We start from the raw sequence: 14,951 nt of genomic DNA on the forward strand, positions 1-14,951 counted from the left end.
GCCCATCACCGCTGCCGATCGAACTGGAGGAGGGTTCGGAGGATATGCCCGACAATGTTAGGATTCTCCCGCAGACGCCGCAGGGAGTAGCCGTACCAGTTATGCCCAAACGGGATGTAGACCCGCACTGGATGGCCCTGCTGCCGCAGAAGGCGACGACGCTCCGGGCGGACACCCAGGAGCATCTGGAACTCGTACTGATCGGGTGGTACTTCGTATCGCCGAAGCGCTACCTCTGCGAAGCGTAGCAGCTCTTCGTCGTGGGTAGCAATGGCCGTCGGTATATCATGCCGCAGCATGAGTTCCAGGAGCTCCTTATAGCTCCGTCGGACTTCTTCTCGGCTCTGGTAGGCGATCTCTCGAGGTTCGATGTAGATGCCCTTGCACAGCCGTATGGACGGTCGCAACGGTAGGAGCGACTCCACGTCGGCTCGGCTTCTCCGAAGGTAAGCCTGAATGACGATGCCAACGTTGTCGTAGCCTTCACCACGGAGTCGTCGGTAGAACGCGAAGGTAGTGTCCGTGTACGGCGAACTCTCCATGTCTATCCGCACGAAGAGCCCTAGCTGGCGAGCCTGCTCGACAAGTCCCCGTAGCAGTCCGTAGCTGGCCTCACGGTCGATATCGACGCCAAGCGCTGTTAGCTTCACAGACAGGTAGGCTGGTAGCTGATGCTGTGCTATCGCCTGAAGCACCTCCGACGCTTGTGTAGCATACTGCTGCGCTTGGGCCCAGTCTGTGACGAACTCCCCGAGCACGTCTAACGTACTCCGGATGCCTTGAGCAGCGAAGGTGGCAGCACACCGCACAGCGTCGCTCAGCTCCGCACCAGCAATGTAGCGGCGCCCTACTGCCCACACGAGCTGCCGCGGCAGCAGCGGCAGTACCTGTGCAACCACTGCTGCAATCGCCCCCATGGTCTAGTCCCCTACCAGATGACCCTCAGCGGCAGGCTCCATTGGGCACGATCGGACAAGAATTGCAGAACGTACAGTCCGCTGGGGAGCCTGGTCGGAAGCGCAACACTCAGCACCTGCTCCCCCGCTGGCAGTTCCTCCCAGCGCTCTTCATCAATGAGCTGCCCAAGGAGCGTAGCCAGCCGGACTCGGACCCTCCCGAGAGGTTCCTCCGCGCGAATCCGTATCCACGCCCATGAGCCTTCTACCACGGCGGACGGCGGCTGCACTGGAATGGATCGGTCACCCTGCGACACAGAAGAAGCGGGTTCGATGGCAAAGACAGCAGCGCTCTGAACAGTCTGGCTGGGATTTGCCACGTTGCGTAGCCGCACCAACGCCTGTTCTGTTGGCGTATTCGGCACTTGCCAGAGGTACTCCTGCGGCGCCGCTTCTTGGGAGGCTCGGACGACGATCCAACTCTGTCCACCATCGGTGGAATACTCAATCCGCAGGCGGCTGAGGAAATCCGAACACCACCGAATCCGCTGCTGGCTCCCAACCGCCCACCGCTCGCCTCCATTTGGAGCCAAAAGCTCCAAAACCGGCGCTCCAATAGCAAATGGCTGGCTTTGATCGGCCACCCTTAGATCTGCCGTATCCTGAACCCGCACCACTGCTCGGTCTGTCACGATCGTCGTCGGGACAGTCCATAGGTACGAGCGTGCCGTTGTGGCCCTCGCTAACGTATCCCACCGAGTCCCACCGTCGGACGAAAAGAGCAGATGGACCGCGGGGACCAGAGTCGTGCTCCACTCAATGCTGACCCGCTCCCGGTGGCCGTACCGCTCCCCACCCCGTGGGGTATTGAGAGAGACAGTTGGGACAGCAAGCGCAAAGCTCGCCGTCGTTGTATCCCCAACTTGCGGATTCGTCACGTCGTAGATCCGCAACCACACCCGAGGAAAGGTCTGCTGCGGCGTTACCCACCGGTATTTCCGCTGCGCTGCCAGTACTCCCGAAGCAATGCGCTGCCACGTCCGCATGGTGTCCGTGGAGTACTCGATGGCTACAACTTGGACCTGTGCGGAGGTCCAGCGGACTTCCACGGTATCTCCCCCTCGGAAGTTTTGGTTCCCGACAGGGTGCTGAAGGAGGAGTTTGGGTGCCGTCGGCACGGGCAAGCAGCTCTCAGCACGGCTGTTCCGGATGACAACGGCCACACGTGGCCGAAACGTCAGCGCAACATCTGACTGCACCAAGTGGCAATAGCTCATGATGCTTCCTCCGTCCCACGAGCTGCGCGGTCGAATCGGGGACCGATAGCAGGCGTCCGGCGTTGGATAGGGCTGCCCGTCCTGCGTAACGCATGTATCCAGCGGTGGACTCCACACGCAAGCATGCGTATGGGGAGCACCGAACACATGCCCAATTTCGTGAGCGACGACATGCACATCCCACGTGTAGCTCAGCGTGGGGTACTGGTAGCTCCCTCGGACACCACTGATGCTGTAAGCCCCTCCACGATCACACAGCGTGTTAAGGCGTGCGATCCCGCCGACCATTGTCCCGCCAGGAGCGCTCATCACGTGGACAAGGTCGCGCGGAACATTCCGGCGATTGGCATTCCAGTACGATGCGACTTCACCCAAGAGCGCACCGATGTCGTTGTTGTTGTCGCTCACGTACGGGTCCTCCTCCCCGTCGGGAGGAGCCATCCAAATGAGCACCCACGAGAGTTCCAGCGTGACGTTGACCTCGTCCTCGTAGATGCGGCTCACCATCGCAAACACCGAAGCCACGTAAGCAGCAACTCGGTCGTAGTCTCTGTTGAGGCGCTGGTAGAGCGAAGAGGTCGTCTCCACAGCAACCCTTGCCACCTTCAGAGTCACCATCTGCGGTAGTGGCGGTAGTGGTTCCTTGAAAGAGCGAAGTTGCTCCCAATACTCCGCTGTCTGCTCAATCCCACAGATCCAGGGTCGGAGCTCGCGGAGAGCATCCGAGCCGAAGACATGCTCATAGCGCTCTCCCTGCCTCTGGCCCGTTGGGACCAATGCGAACCGGCGGCCATCCGCACGCCACACTATGCCGTAGAGCTCCCCACCGACGATGCTCAGCACGACCCTCGAACCCTGCTCGCCGACGATCGTACCGGTGAAGACATACTGAGCTCGGCCAGGCATCGGCTCAAGGTGTTCTAACTGTCCAGGGCGGGCCGGACGCACTCCGCGCCACCACTGGGTCTGCCCATCCACTACCGAACGGCTGCGCTGAAGAGCAACGGTGGCTTCTTCTCCGCTACCTACCGGAAAGTCCCGAAGCTCCAGCGACGCAACTGGCAGCTTTGCCACGGCATGGAGTGCTTGCCTGTCTACCCAATACCGTACCGCTACCTGCGGAGCCAAGACCTGCTCGCTGGACTGCAGGAAGAGCCGCGCCGAGAGGAGCTCCCGGGCTACCGCGCAGATAGCAGCAATTCCGAGGATCAGCCCACAACGCCACATCTGTCCTTACGCTGCAACGGTTCGTGTACGGCGAAAATACTAACCATAGCCATCCCTACTGGCGAACCCCTACAACGCTCACGACACCGGTATGTCTTAGCGTCTATACTCCGCGACTGTTCAGGCAGGAGCGATGCCACGGCAGCAGACAAAGAGTAAGCGGAAAACAGCTAGCAAGGTAGCGCATCGCCAATCTTCGGCAGCTTCAACGATAGCTACGACGACTTCTGCCCGGCACCTCGTGGTGGTAGAATCTCCAGCCAAAGCACGGACAATCCAGCATTACCTTGGCAAGGACTACACTGTGGAGGCATCCCTAGGCCACATCAAGGACCTGCCAGAGCACAGCTTAGGGGTGGATGTTGCGCGTGGCTTTCAGCCCTACTATATCCTCATCCCTGAACGCCGTAAAGCCCTCGAGCGGCTTAAAGCTCTTGCTGCAAGCGTCGACAGCATTCTGCTAGCAACAGACCCAGACCGTGAAGGGGAGGCTATCGCCTGGCACCTCGCTGAAGAGCTCCATCCCATCAACCCGAACATCCGCCGTGTCCTCTTCTACGAGATCACCAAGACCGGCGTCCAGAACGGCATTGCGCAGCCGCGGGAGCTCGACCGTGACCTTGTCCTCTCCCAGCAGGCTCGCCGCGTCATGGACCGCCTCATCGGTTATGAGATCTCTCCATGGCTGAGCGACGCATTGGCTCACGAAGTCTCGCATGCCCTCTCCGCTGGCCGTGTCCAATCGGTGGCACTCCGCCTCATCTGCGAACGCGAAGAGAGCATCGAACGCTTCCAGCCCATTCCCTTCTGGCGCATCCGTGCCTACTTCCTTCTGCCCTCAGGTCAGGGATTCTGGGCCGAGCTTATTGCCTACCACGGCAAGCCCATTCGGAACCCTGAGGGTTCGATGCACGAACTGTCGCCAGAACAGCTCAGCAACCTCCACTATCTCCGCTCGGAGGCAGAAGCCGAACGAGTACTGGAAGCGCTCCGCAGATGCTCCTCCTGGGAGATAGCCGAAGTCCGCAAGCGGCGGCAGAAGCGTCAGCCTCCCCCACCGTTCACGACCAGCCTCCTCCAGCAAGAGGCCTCGCGCCGGCTTGGACTCTCGCCACGGCAGACAATGCGCTTGGCACAGCAGCTCTACGAAGGCGTCACCGTAGGAGGCGAAGGGCCCGAAGGGCTCATCACATACATGCGCACCGATTCTATGCGCGTCAGCCACGAAGCCCAGCAGGCTGCCCGTACCGCCATTGCAAATCTCTTTGGCACCGAGTATCTCCCGCCGGAACCACCACAGTACACCAGCAAATCCGCCCATGTCCAAGATGCCCACGAAGCGATCCGGCCTACCCACCTGGAGTACACCCCAGAGCGCGTCCGCCCGTACCTACCGGAGGAATTGGCAGAGCTATACGAGCTCATCTACACCCGCTTCCTAGCCTCCCAGATGCAAGCAGCAGAGCTGGAGTCCGTTACGGTCATCATCGCTGGGGACGATTTCCGTTTCCGCGCTAGCGGTAGTAGCATCCTCTTCGACGGCTTCCTCCGCGCCTATGCTGAGTTCAGCGATGAAGACGACGAAGAAGAGCGCCAGACGCTCCCAGCCGAGCTGACCGAAGGGCTTTCACTGAGTCTCCAGACGTGGGAGGTCAAGCCAAGCCAGACGAAGCCGCCTTCTCGATACACAGAAGCCACCCTTGTCAAAGAGCTTGATGAGCTCGGCATCGGACGGCCAAGTACGTACGCCACGATCGTCAGCACGCTCTTCGAACGCCAGTACGTCCGTCGACAGCGCAAACAGTTGGTCCCAACCCCGCTGGGACGGAAGGTGAACGACATCTTGGTGCGCTTCTTCCCGGACATCTTCTCCGTTGGCTTCACTGCTGCTATGGAGCAAGACCTGGATGCCATTGCAGAAAGACAGGCCAGTTACCGCTCTGTGCTGGAGCGCTTTTACAGCCCGTTCCGCAGCGCCCTGGAACGAGCACAGCAGTCGCTGCGGTCTCCTTTCGCTTGTCCCGCATGCGGCGTGCCGATGCAGGTTGCACGCTCACGCCGAGGGAAGCGATACCTACGATGCTCACAATGCGGCAAGACCCAGCCGCTCCCAAAATCCGCGCAGCCCTCAGAGCCGCGGGCCGACCTCCCCTGCCCAACCTGCGGAGCACCGATGGTGCTGCGGCAGAGTCGGTATGGTGCCTTCTACGGCTGCTCGCGCTATCCCGAGTGCAACGGTACCCGCCCGTTGAGCTCTGGCGTTCGGTGTCCACAGTGCGGCGAAGGAGAGCTTGTCGAACGGATGGACCGCCATCAGCGGCGCTTCTGGGGATGTTCGCGCTATCCCGACTGCCGCTATGCATCCCGCTACCGTCCTCTTCCCTCGCCATGTCCTCAGTGCAGCCATCCGTACGTTGAGGAGCGCGGACGATGGTCCGATGGCGAGTGGGTTACTCTCTGGCACTGTCCGCAGTGCCACTCCGAGCTGACGCCTGCCCCTCCGCCAGAGGCAGAGGAAGAGCCGATCTCCTCCGGCAATCCTATCTCAGAGACCCCCGCATAGCTAGTTCCACTATCGCTGTTCGCCTACCATGTTGGAGCGGATTGAGATCGTGCGCGGAGACATCACAACGGAACAGGTAGACGCAATCGTCAACGCTGCCAACTCAGCACTGCTTCCAGGTGGTGGTGTCTGTGGAGCGATTCACCGTGTAGCAGGACCAGAGCTAGCGGAGGAGTGTCGACAAATTGGTTACTGTGCCCCTGGGGATGCTGTCATCACGAAAGGCTATCGCCTCCCGGCCCGCTTCGTCATCCATACCGTTGGGCCGATTTGGCGTGGTGGAACTCACGGCGAAGACGAGACCTTAGCATCGTGCTACCGCCGTGCGCTGGAGCTCGCCCACACGCATGGCATCCGCACCATCGCCTTCCCATCCATCAGCACCGGGGCTTACGGCTTCCCCGTCGACCGGGCCTGCCGCATTGCCTTGCGGGAGCTCGCTGCCGGGCTGCTCAAGTTTCCAGATATCGAGCGTGTCCGCATCGTTTGCTTCGACGAAGCAACCTACTGCTCCTACCTCGAGGCCTACCAGCAAATGACAGATGCACAGCAGTAATGGAAATCGGCTTCTGGGGTGCAGCGCAGACCGTTACCGGTTCGCTCCACATCGTGCATGTCAACGGCCACTACATCTTCTTGGACTGCGGACTCTTCCAGGGCCGACAGGCAGAAGCATACGAGCGGAACTGCACTCTCCCAATCCCTCCCACAGACGTCCATGCTGTCGTGCTCTCCCATGCCCACATAGACCACTCGGGCAATCTCCCCACACTCGTCAAGCATGGCTTCCCAGGGCTGATCTACGCAACCCCACCAACCCAAGACCTCTGCGCCATCCTCCTTGCCGATAGCGCCCAGATCCAAGAGAAGGATGCCGAATACCTACTCCAGGAGCGGGGTGAGCACATCGTTCCACTATACTGCGGGGAAGACGTACCGCGCACAATGGCGCGCTTCTTCCCGATTGCCTACGAGGAGCCCGTGCAGATCGCACCGGGGGTTCTACTGCGCCTACGTCAGGCAGGGCATATCTTAGGCTCAGCGCAGATACTCCTAACTCCCTGAGCGCGGGCGTACGGTCCGCGTAGGCTTTACTGGCGACCTCGGCCGCCAATCCCCTCTTCTACTCTCTCCCCCTGCTCCCCCGGAACCTGTGGACCTCCTGCTTGCTGAGTCCACATACGCTGGGTGCCGACACGAAGGAAGCCAGGCTGTCCGTCAGCGGCTCTGTGACATCTTCCACGAGATTGCCCGTCGAAAAGGTGTGCTCCTCATCCTTGCCTTTACCGTTGGGAGAACCCAAGAGCTCCTCTTCCACCTCAACGCACTGGCACACGCGGGGCAGCTCCCACCGATCCCTGTCTTCGTCGCCAGTCCGCTGGCCGCAGCAGCAACCCAGCTCTTCCGGACCCATCTGGCGGAATTCAACCAGACCGTTCAGGAGCTTCTCGCTTCGGATCCCGATCCATTCGGCTTTCCACATCTGCGCTTTACCCAGAGCGTAGAAGAATCCAAAGCAACCCTCCGTGAAGCCCCACCGTATGCTGTCATTGCCGGCTCGGCGATGTGCGAATCCGGCGCATCCTGCACCATCTCAAGCACCACATCGGGAACCCGCGTACGCTCATCCTCTTCGTTGGCCACAACGCTGCCCATACCTTTAGGACGCCGCCTGGTAGAAGGAGAACGGCGAGTGCGGATCTTCGGAGAGTCGTACACAGTCCATGCCCACGTAGAGGAACTCCCTAGTTTGAGCGCTCATGCCGATGGAGAGAGACTCCTGCACTATCTTCGCCCGCTCCTCACCAGCACGACGATTGTGCTCGTTCATGGGGAGCAACCCCAACAAAGAGCTACTCCGACAGCAACTGCAGGCGTATGGCTACACCGTTATCATCCCTCAGGCAGGCAAATGGCTGACGCTATGACGGCGGTGGATGTTGTCGCCGGCGTCCTCGTGTCCAACCAGCACGTCCTCCTGTGCCAGCGTGCACCAGATGTCCCATACCCGCTTCAGTGGGAGTTCCCCGGTGGCAAGGTAGAACCCAACGAAACTCCTGAAGAGGCTCTGCGCCGTGAACTTCGAGAAGAGCTGGGCATTGCTGCCCAAGTAGGAGCCAACCTCTGGCTGACGGAGTTTGAGTACCCCGACGGCAAGCGCTTCCGCCTCCACTTCTACGCCATAGAAAGCTGGACTGGGGTCCCCCAGCCACGGACAGGCATTTCCCAGGTGGCCTGGATCCCTCTTTCGGACTTAGAACGTTACAACGTCCTAGAGGGAGACCGGGAGTTCTGCCTCGTACTCCCGTGGCTCCTAGACCCAACGAGCGTCGAAACCGATGTCCTCTTCATGCGAATAGCCCTGCTGGAGGCGCAACGGGCATTCCATGATGGGGAAGTCCCCGTAGGCGCAGTCATCGTCCGAGACGGACGCATTGTCGCACGTGGTCGGAATGCTGTTGAGCGCGGCGGGGACGCTACGCTCCACGCTGAAGTCAACGCCATCCGACAGGCCTCCAAACACTTCGGACGTCGCCTTGAAGGCTGCACCCTCTACGTTACCCTGGAACCCTGCCCTATGTGTGCAGGAGCGATTGTCTGGTCACGAATCCAGCGTCTGGTCTACGGCGCCCCCGACCTCCGAGCAGGGGCCTGCGGAACCCTCTACAACATCGTGGAGGATGAGCGACTCAACCACCGTTGCGCCGTCCGCAGGGGAGTTTTGGCCGAAGAGTCTGCCGCACTCCTCCGTCGGTTTTTCCAACAGCTACGAGCCGAAGACCGTGGAGTGGACACCGGAGCCCCTTCAGAATAAGCTCTACGTCGTGCCGACCCCCATTGGAAACCGCGGGGATATCACTCTGCGGGCGCTGCATGTCCTGCACAACGCGGAAGCCATCGCCTGCGAGGACACCCGCCGAACAGGGCTGCTGCTGAAAGCGTATGGGATCGTCCCCCGCCGCCTCCTACGCTGCGATGAACACACAGAGACCCGTTGTGCTGCAGAGCTTCTGCGCCTCCTGCAGGAGGGGAAGAGCGTCGCGCTAGTGAGTGACGCCGGTACGCCTGGAATCTCCGACCCCGGAGCCCGCCTCATTCGGCAGGTACTGGAGGCAGGCTATAGCATCACCGTCCTCCCAGGCCCAACAGCACTGATACCTGCTCTCGTTGGCAGCGGACTCCCTCCGCAGCCGTTTGTCTTCTGGGGTTTCCCGCCCGTCCGTGGTAGCCAACGTCGAGAGCGACTGGAGGCAATTGCAGCATGTCCCTGGACCAGTGTCATCTACGAGGCCCCTCACCGACTCCTACTGCTGCTGCATGACCTCGTTGAGCTTTGCTCCCCTGACCGTCGTGTCTGCATTGCCCGCGAGCTTAGCAAGTTCAACGAGGAGTACCTCCGCGGTACCCTCGCAGAATGCTGCCGTATCTTGGAGCAGCGCCTGCGAATCCAAGGGGAATGTGTGGTGATCCTGCAGGGAGCGGTGTCGTGAAGGGCATACTCATCAGCTTCGAAGGCCTCGATGGCTGCGGGAAATCAACCCAAGTCGAGCTCCTCGCCGAACGGTTACGATCGCTAGGCTACGCCGTCCAGGTTTTCCGAGAGCCCGGGGCAACTCCACTCTCAGAGTCCATCCGCCAGCTCCTCCTCCACACCCCTACGGAGATCGTCCCTGTAGCGGAGATGCTGCTATTCAACGCAGCACGCGCCCAGCTCGTTGAGAGTGCAATCCGTCCGGCATTAGCGGCTGGTGCTATCGTACTCTGTGACCGCTTTGCAGACTCCACCACCGCATACCAAGGGTATGGTCGCGGTCTGCCGATAGACCAAGTGCTGCTTTGCAATCACATTGCTACTGGCGGCCTCAAACCAGCTTTGACGCTCTTCCTGGACGTCCCCGCGGAGGTAGCTATCCAACGCAGCCAGAAAGGAGACCGCATGGAGCGCTCGGGATACGAGTTCTTCGAGCGTGTCCGGCAGGGGTACTGGGAGATTGCCCGCCAAGAGCCAGAACGGGTCGTCTGCATAGAGGCCTCCTCCTCACCTGAGCGAGTTCACGCCACTGTCTGGGAACACGTCCGCCGACTACTCCCGCAGCCCCCAGGGTAAATCCTCAACGTCGCAAAGCCTCCAAGATCACCTGCTCCAACGTCTTGCCTGGTGGCAACCCACCGGCGATGCTTCCCAGAATTTCCTGCCCGCGGGTGATGAAGAAGGATGGCAAGGTCTGGATGTGGAGCCAATGTTGGTGGGGGTGTCTATCGGCAGCAGTGTGCATCGCGTAAATCTCGCACTCCCCCTCTGGCACACCGGCCGCATGGAGGATTCGCAAGAAGCGCGGGAAGAGCTTCTGCGTCCCTACACACGAGCATGTTGGCTCAACGTAAGCGTAGAAGCGATGCTGGCCCGGAACGTACGCTGCCCGGATCTGCTGCACTAGCGCTGAGTCTGGCTGGTACGCTTGGAACTCTGCCTCAAACCACGCAAATCCAGGAGTAGAGCGCAAGGCTTGCAACGTAAGCCGCTCAGCAACTCCCTCCGGCTGTGTGCTCTGCGTACAGGCAAGGAGGGCGAGCGCCCCTACTGCCACCACGTATCGCATCTCCCTACGCCACTACGCAGCACCACTTCTAGTCGGGGCGGTGGGATTCGAACCCACGACCTCTTGGTCCCAAACCAAGCGCGCTCAACCAGGCTGCGCTACGCCCCGACTGGCAAGCAAAGATACAGAATCTCTTGCGCCCGTATCCCCACCCGTCATCGGAATTGCCCTAATTTTCCTTCCGCAAGCCATGCTAGCGAACATGCAGGACGAATACCACAGTTGGAGCTTCGAGGCGATCTCGCGCAAATTCAAGCAGGCAGCCGATTTTGTCTGCCGCCGGGTGGTGAACCGTGAAGAAGTGGTCGAGCAAGCGTTCTGTGCTCTCATCACTGGGGAACACTTGCTCCTACAAAGCCGGACAGGGGTCGGCAAGAGTCTACTGGCAGAGCAGATCTTCCAGATGTTCTCCGGGGCTCATGTCTTCCGTGTCCAAGCTAGCAAAGAACAGCAGCCCGATACCTACTTTGGGGCCCTGGATATCGAAGAGCTCAAGCGCGGCCGCATCGTCCACAACATTGAAGGTTCGATTGTGGACTGCGAGTTCGCCTTCATCGACGAGATCTTCGACGCCAACGACTTCACTCTCCGGGCACTCTTATCAGTTCTCAACGAGCGACAGCTCATGCGAGGGGTGCAGTGCGCACCAGCGAAGCTGCATACCGTCATCGCAGCCACAAACTACCTGCGGGTCAGCGAGATCACCGAGGCAATCCTAGACCGCTTCCTCTACAAGGCCCTCATCCTTCCCGACAAAGAGCCATATATCCAGTACAAAATTGCCCAGCAGTTCTTGCTGCACGGAGGTAAGCCAGCTCAGCCGCCCGAGCGGATTCCATTTGCGCTCCTCCGCTACGTCTACAGTATCGCCACCGGCCAGAATAGCCGGCAAATCCGTATTCGGCCCGAGCTGGTTTACTTTGCTAACCTTGTCATCCGCCAGTACGAAGTGCTTCGCAATCGCGCCCTCCGTGAGCAATACCGCGGGGCCGCTCCACCAATCGACTACTACATTTCACCCCGAACCCAGGCCAAATCTTTGAATCTGCTCCGTGCCATCGCTCTCCTCCATGGACGAGACGAAGTAGTTGTGGAGGACATCAGCAAGCTCTACTTCCTCTTCGCCACTGTAGGGGTACCAGAGGAAGTGGAGCTCTTCCGGCGGGCTTACACAACAGTCCTCCACTCCCTCCACGCCTCCCACGGTTTTGAACAACTGCAGCTCCTGCTATCCTTCCAGTCGCTGCTAGAACAACTCCAACAGGACCGCAGTCTCTTCTTTAAACCGCTGAGCAGCCTCACCAACTCGCCCCTCCGCCGAACATTCCTACAGTGGCTCAAAGAGACGTTTGGAGGCGCCGATCAGACCGTACAGCAGAACAAGCGTGTCTTGGAACAGTTCCTGCGCGACTTCGTCCCGGCTTGCGAAGAGGTCCGAGAACTGAAGCAGGCACTAGAACGCGAGCTCGCTGCACTCCTACGGACCCTTGAGTAGCACGCCTCACCATACTCGATAGCCCTTTTCCGTAGTTTTGTAGCCGCCCCGCACGTTCAGCACTACGTAGCAATGCCGCAGCAGAGGCTCCAACTCACCTATGGCCTGCGCCAGCAGCTCAAGCTCAATCCTGCCCTCATCCAACAGCAAGCACTATTCCAGAAACTGCTCACGTTACCACACGACGAGTTGGAAGAAGAGCTGCTAAGCCAGTTAGCTGAGAACCCCTACCTGGAGCTAGAAGAGTTCCTGAAGGAAGAGCCACAACGGCTAGAGGTATCAGATACCCCCGAAGCAGAGTCTGAAGAGAGGGGCACTGAAGAAGCTGCCCTGGAAAGCGCAGGCGAGCAACTACGAACGCCAGACACAACAGGGTACGACACGCTCCTTGACCCATTCATCTTCCACTCCATGTTCTGGCAGCCCCAGGCTCCTTTGCCTGCAGAAGGTGGTGGCGAGGAGGAGGAAGAGCCTTTCCAGCCTGATGCACGCCCCAGCTTCTACGAAGAGTTGCTGCAGCAGGTAGCCCTCTTGAATCTGACCCCCGAGGAGCGTATCCTCGCTGAAGAGATCATCGGTAACCTGGACCACAACGGCTACCTTCGGGAGTCTCTCAGTGATGTTCTCGCCAATGCAAATGCGCGGATCGCGGAGTTGAACACAGAACACCTCCTCTCTACTCGGCGGAGCACATCTGATAACCCTGCCCATCAGTATGCTCTGGATCCTGTGGCAGCATACCTGGTCCTCCACCATGAACTCCCCTCGGTGATGCTGCTCCAACCGCTGAATTACGAACAGGCAGAACGCCTGCTCTGGCGGCTGCAGCGAGAGCTAGACCCGCCTGGTCTCGCTGCCCGCAACCTCCAGGAATGCCTCGTCGCCCAGTTAGAGGCTCGGCCACTCCAGAGTGAAGCTGAACACTGGGCACTCCGTATCCTCAAGGAGGCTTTCCCGAGCCTGACCCGCCGTACGTGGTCCGAAGTCATTAGGCATTTTGGCGATGAATTGACCCCTGAGATGCTACGTGACGCCCTGGAAATCCTTCGCCACCTCAATCCTGCCCCCGGAGGCACTCTCTCCGAGCCTGCACAGCAGCGATCTCCCGATTTCGTCGTCACCCGAGACCCCGAGACTGGCGAACTGGCCCTTTCGTTCAACGATTCCTCCCTCCCGAGGGTAAGCATTAACCGTCTGATGGAGAGACTGAAGCAGCTCTCCCGACGCTCTCCTCTCCGTGAGCAAACCAAGCGGAACCTGTCTACTTGGCGTCAAGAGTACTACACAAAAGCCCGAGCACTCCTCAGCGCACTCCAACAACGTAAAGAGACTCTTGCCCGCATCATGACGGTGATTATCAAACTCCAGCGAGACTTCTTCGAGCATGGACCAGAACATCTCAAGCCAATGATCTATGCCGATGTTGCCCGAGAGAGTGGGCTGGATACTTCCACAGTCTGCCGGGCTGTGGCGAACAAGTCCGTAATGACCGACTTCGGAGTCTTCGCGCTAAAGGACCTGTTCTCAGAAGCTCTTCCAAGCACGGAAGGTGAGGGCAGAGTCTCTGTGGAAGTGGTCAAGCAGAAGTTGCGAGAGCTGTTGGAGCAGGAAGACCCCAAGTCACCCCTCAGCGATAACCAGTTAGCTGAGGAGCTTCGAAAGACGGGGTACCAGATCTCTCGACGGACCGTCGCTAAGTACCGAGAGGAATTAGGATTCCCCGCCATGTGGAAGCGGAAAGAGCTCTCATGAGCTGGGGACAACACCTTCTGCGGCTGGGGCACCAGGCACGACTGCTCCCTTTGCCATTCCCGTTATCCTTGAGACTCAACAGTTGGGGACGTCGCCTCCTGTGGAGGCTGTTGAGCTCCCGATCCCCTCAAGAGAGCTTCGTTCCGCCTCCTGCTTTCTGCCGCCGGCTCTGGGGATTGAGCTTCCGCTTCCCACTATTCAACGCCGCCGGGATGTTCAAATACGCTGAAGGATACAACTGGGCATATCGTCAGGGAGCAGGAGCCTACTTGGTAGGGACCACCACGAGTCGTCCCCGCTCAGGACTCCGCCGAGATGGGATCCGTCAGCCCTTCATGAGCTACGTCCGATCTCGAGCTGCCCTCAATGCACTTGGACTCCCGAACCCCGGACATGCTGTCGTCGCTCGAATCCTTGAGCGGTTGCCACGATACCCTAATTTCCCTGTGGGCGCTAGCGTCGCTCTAGACCCAGAGCTTCCCCCACAGGAGGCCTTACACCTCCTGCTGGAAGGTATGCGGCTTTACGTAGCTGCTGGTGTCGACTTCATAGAGCTCAACGAGAGCTGTCCGAACGTACCCCACGATCCTGCCTGGAACTCCTCGGAGACTCGGCTTCGATGGATTGCTGAGCACTTCCTCTCGTGCCGAGAGCGCTCCGTCCCGGTCATTGTCAAGGTCTCGGTTGACATAACACCAGAACTCCTTGTCGCCCTTTTGGAGCTACTGCTTGAGCTCGGATATGACGGCCTCTGCATCGGAAACACTTCCACGGCCTATGAGGGGCTCCTACCAACCATTGCAGTGGAGGAGCGCCCCGACTTCGTTGCCTTCTGGCGACGCATCGGCGGTGGGGTCAGCGGAGCCCCAATTGCTGACCGACGCCGCCACCTGGTCCGATTCGCCACCCAATGGTTGGCCCAGCAGCGGCCTAAGCGTGAGTTCCACATCATCGCCGCCGGCGGAATCCTGACCCCTAGCGATCTTTCCAGCGCTCTTGCAGATGGCGCTAGCCTAGCGGAGTGGTACACGGGCTATATCTTCGCCTACGCTGAACACGGGGAGAGGGTCTACCGATGGATGGCCTCCTGTCTTGGAGCAAGTTCGTACGAAGGCAGTGCTACGCCCTTGCGCTGATAGC

At 59.8% G+C, this 14,951-nt stretch carries 12 protein-coding genes, 1 tRNA gene and 1 pseudogene; 10 read left to right on the forward strand and 4 right to left on the reverse strand.

All coding sequences use genetic code 11. The annotated features are described in order from the left end of the window. Nucleotides 1–5: 5 nt before the first annotated feature. Both NZ960_04260 and NZ960_04265 read right to left on the reverse strand, forming a co-directional pair. Nucleotides 6–917, reverse strand: coding sequence for a proline dehydrogenase family protein (locus tag NZ960_04260; GenBank protein ID MCS7176825.1), 912 nt, complete (start codon nucleotides 915–917; stop codon nucleotides 6–8). Nucleotides 918–928: 11 nt separating this feature from the next. Then, entirely contained in the window at nucleotides 929–3,400 is a 2,472-nt protein-coding gene (locus NZ960_04265; GenBank protein MCS7176826.1) for a zinc-dependent metalloprotease, read from the reverse strand. A gap of 133 nt (nucleotides 3,401–3,533) precedes the next feature. Between NZ960_04265 and topA the strand changes: the two genes are divergently transcribed. The 7 genes and pseudogenes from topA to tmk all read left to right on the forward strand — a co-directional run bounded on the left by topA (nucleotide 3,534) and on the right by tmk (nucleotide 10,071). Next, nucleotides 3,534–5,963, forward strand: a complete 2,430-nt coding sequence (gene topA / locus NZ960_04270; protein ID MCS7176827.1) for a type I DNA topoisomerase — start codon at nucleotides 3,534–3,536, stop codon at nucleotides 5,961–5,963. A 31-nt stretch (nucleotides 5,964–5,994) separates the two neighbouring features. Then, nucleotides 5,995–6,519: an O-acetyl-ADP-ribose deacetylase gene (locus NZ960_04275; protein MCS7176828.1), complete on the forward strand. Its 525-nt coding sequence runs from the start codon at nucleotides 5,995–5,997 to the stop codon at nucleotides 6,517–6,519. Beyond that, entirely contained in the window at nucleotides 6,519–7,028 is a 510-nt protein-coding gene (locus NZ960_04280; GenBank protein ID MCS7176829.1) for an MBL fold metallo-hydrolase, read from the forward strand. Before NZ960_04275 ends, NZ960_04280 begins: the two co-directional genes overlap by 1 nt. A gap of 199 nt (nucleotides 7,029–7,227) precedes the next feature. Continuing rightward, nucleotides 7,228–8,235 (forward strand): annotated as a pseudogene (locus tag NZ960_04285) (NUDIX domain-containing protein). A gap of 78 nt (nucleotides 8,236–8,313) precedes the next feature. Beyond that, nucleotides 8,314–8,778, forward strand: a complete 465-nt coding sequence (gene tadA, locus NZ960_04290) for a tRNA adenosine(34) deaminase TadA (GenBank protein ID MCS7176830.1) — start codon at nucleotides 8,314–8,316, stop codon at nucleotides 8,776–8,778. Further along, nucleotides 8,747–9,454 carry a 16S rRNA (cytidine(1402)-2'-O)-methyltransferase gene (gene rsmI, locus NZ960_04295; protein MCS7176831.1) on the forward strand — a complete coding sequence of 236 codons (708 nt, stop codon included), beginning with the start codon at nucleotides 8,747–8,749 and terminating at the stop codon, nucleotides 9,452–9,454. The genes tadA and rsmI overlap by 32 nt, the downstream gene beginning before the upstream one ends. Nucleotides 9,455–9,459: 5 nt before the next feature. Next, a complete protein-coding gene (gene tmk / locus NZ960_04300) occupies nucleotides 9,460–10,071 on the forward strand; it encodes a dTMP kinase (GenBank protein ID MCS7176832.1) in 612 nt (203 codons plus the stop codon). A 4-nt stretch (nucleotides 10,072–10,075) separates the two neighbouring features. Here the strand turns inward: tmk and NZ960_04305 are convergent, their stop codons facing one another. Together NZ960_04305 and NZ960_04310 are read right to left on the reverse strand one after the other, a co-directional pair. Further along, nucleotides 10,076–10,564 carry a hypothetical protein gene (locus tag NZ960_04305; GenBank protein ID MCS7176833.1) on the reverse strand — a complete coding sequence of 163 codons (489 nt, stop codon included), beginning with the start codon at nucleotides 10,562–10,564 and terminating at the stop codon, nucleotides 10,076–10,078. Nucleotides 10,565–10,596: 32 nt separating this feature from the next. After that, nucleotides 10,597–10,672 (reverse strand) — tRNA-Pro (locus tag NZ960_04310). A 94-nt stretch (nucleotides 10,673–10,766) separates the two neighbouring features. On the opposite strand from NZ960_04310, the gene NZ960_04315 reads away from it, so the two are divergent. The 3 genes from NZ960_04315 to NZ960_04325 all read left to right on the forward strand — a co-directional run bounded on the left by NZ960_04315 (nucleotide 10,767) and on the right by NZ960_04325 (nucleotide 14,947). After that, nucleotides 10,767–12,059, forward strand: a complete 1,293-nt coding sequence (locus NZ960_04315; GenBank protein ID MCS7176834.1) for a MoxR family ATPase — start codon at nucleotides 10,767–10,769, stop codon at nucleotides 12,057–12,059. 72 nt (nucleotides 12,060–12,131) lie between these two features. Beyond that, a complete protein-coding gene (locus NZ960_04320) occupies nucleotides 12,132–13,811 on the forward strand; it encodes a hypothetical protein (protein MCS7176835.1) in 1,680 nt (559 codons plus the stop codon). After that, nucleotides 13,808–14,947, forward strand: coding sequence for a hypothetical protein (locus NZ960_04325; protein ID MCS7176836.1), 1,140 nt, complete (start codon nucleotides 13,808–13,810; stop codon nucleotides 14,945–14,947). Before NZ960_04320 ends, NZ960_04325 begins: the two co-directional genes overlap by 4 nt. Nucleotides 14,948–14,951 lie beyond the last annotated feature (4 nt).

The organism is Candidatus Kapaibacterium sp. (assembly GCA_025059875.1).
Taxonomy (GTDB): Bacteria; Bacteroidota; Ignavibacteria; order Kapaibacteriales; family HRBIN21; genus HRBIN21.